Raw genomic sequence first — 2,383 nt, 5'->3', positions numbered from 1 at the left:
TAGCAGCTCGTGCAGCGTTGAGCTTGTCCACACCAGTGATCACATTCACAGGTAATGTTCCACACCAATTGACTATCGTTGACGATATCGCTGGTGCAAACAACATCGATTTGTCTTTGATCTCTGTAACAAGCGGTACATTGGTAATCGATACAACATCATCATCCAATGCAACTGGCGGTAGCGTGAACAACACGACAACATCTAATGCAGTGACAGTATCTGGTGGTGCAGTTGTTTCTACTGGTACAGTTGGCACAAGCCCAACAAACGGTGGCGGTACAGCGTTGACAGCAACAGCATTGACAGCAGGTGGTACATTCACAAGCACAGCTAACGTGAACGATAACTTCACAGGCACAGTTGCTACATTGAACGGTACTACTGTAACTGGTAACGTTGGTGACGTTGACACGATCACTTTGACAGGTTCTTCCACTGTTGCTATCGGTAACGGTGCAGCTGGTGGTACTATCACTAACATCAAGTCTTTGATCACTGACAACACTGGTGGAAATATTACTTTCACTAATGCAACTACAGGCATCACGACGATCACTGGTGGTAATGGTAATGATTCTGTTGACTTGACAAATACAGTGAACCAATTTAACGCTGGTAATATTAATCTGGGTACAGGCACTAATACATTGTTCTTGTTGGGCAACACTTACACAGGTACATTCACATCTGGTGCTGGTACAGCGGATACATTGGGTTTCCTCGCTGGTTCCAATATCGCTGGTGCGAACGTAAGTGGTTTTGAAGTCGCTGATTTTGCTAACAATACTGGTATTGTTACTATGACAGCTGCTCAGAACGCTGCATTCACATCAACAGCTAACGTTGCAGGTGCTCAAACGATCACTTTGACAACGGCTGGTACAGTGACTGGTTTGGCAGGGATTGAGAACTACAACTTGGCAGCTGCTGGTAACACTTTCACTGCGGCTACTGGTGCAGTCTCCATCATCGGTGGTGCTGGTGCTGACGTTATCAATGTTAGCGATGCTATCATTACAGCCTCTATTGCAGGTAATGGTATCAATGGTGGTCTCGGTCTCGATACATTGACCGTTGGTGCAGTAACTGCAGCTTTGGATATGTCTGCTAAAGTAACAGGCGTTGAAACAGTGAACGTAACTGGTGGTACAACTGCTACATGGACAGTGATTAACGAAAACGGTGCTGGCGTGACTTTGAACTTCACTAAGTCTGCTGCTACTGCGATCAACAATGTAACTTTGGGTACAGGCGGTCAGATTTTGAACGTTCTGGGTAGTGGTACTGGTGCAGCTACAATCACTGGTGGTACTGGTGCTGATACGATCAACTTGTCTGCAACGCAAACAGGTGCTGATACGATCGCTGCAGGTTCTGTGATCTCTGCTATCGATACCATCGGTAACTTTAAAGCAGCCGGTGCTGACGTATTCAAAACAGGTACAAACGCAGCTACATTGAGCTCTTTGGTAATCGCTACAGCTGACACAGCAACATTGGCAGCAGCAATCGCAACAGCAGCAACAGCAGCTGGCGCAACATTGGCAGCGAATACACAGGCTTACATCATCACTGTAAGCGCTGGTACAGCAGCTGGTACTTATGCTTTCCAAAACATCGGTGGCACAGTAGGCGCAGTTGACGCAACTGACTTTATCGTGAAATTGACTGGTACAACAGGTTCTATCGTTGCCGGCGACTTCATCGCTTAATTCAGTAAGCTCAGTAGCAAAAAGTATGGATGGCGCAAGCTATCCATGCAATTCAAGCAGCAGGGAGAGAACAGCCTCTCTGTTGTGCGAAACAAAAAACCCACGTCTGCAAAGAGGTGGGTTTTTTTGTGGGTGAAACCGTTAACGGCAACGCCAATGTAGGGTGCGCCATGCGCACCAATGCTTGGTCAAGGATAGGCCGGCAAGAGAAATCCAAGCGCTGCACACCCTACTTCCCATTTATTTGAAAACCTGTAGTAAAAAAGACGATATTTCGATTAAATGTGATGTTCATCACAATCGACTTTCAGACCCTCATGTTAGTCTTGCCAAACTTAATAAGCCTCGTTTTTAATATGGGCGTTTCAAGTGGCATAAAATTCATTTTTATGTTTTTGATACATTCCACTATTGAGTTAACGAGTTTTCGTTGTAAATTAATCCTACAAGGAGTTCTAAATGGCTATAACAGCAGCAATGCGTACACAAGTAACTGAGTTGTACGTCTCCCTATTCGGCCGCGCACCAGAGCGTGACGGTCTGGCATTTTGGGTTGGTAAATTAGATGCAGGCGCAACTTACGCGCAAATCGCTCAACAAATGTTTGATGTTGATCCAGCACGTGCTTACTATCCAAAATCATCCACGAACAAAGAATTGGTAGAAAA

The 2,383-nt window shown here is 45.5% G+C and carries 2 protein-coding genes; both read left to right on the top strand.

The features are described from left to right. Nucleotides 1-1,715 (top strand): beta strand repeat-containing protein (locus ACO0KZ_RS20425; protein ID WP_422998619.1); only part of this gene is annotated, 1,715 nt, incomplete at its 5' end. 459 nt (nt 1,716-2,174) lie between these two features. Next, a partial coding sequence (locus tag ACO0KZ_RS20420; RefSeq protein WP_422998617.1) for a DUF4214 domain-containing protein occupies nt 2,175-2,383 on the top strand: 209 nt, incomplete at its 3' end.

This window comes from Undibacterium sp. Di24W (assembly GCF_049340325.1).
Taxonomy (GTDB): Bacteria; Pseudomonadota; Gammaproteobacteria; order Burkholderiales; family Burkholderiaceae_D; genus Undibacterium.
This window is presented reverse-complemented; position numbering and strand designations above follow the sequence as displayed.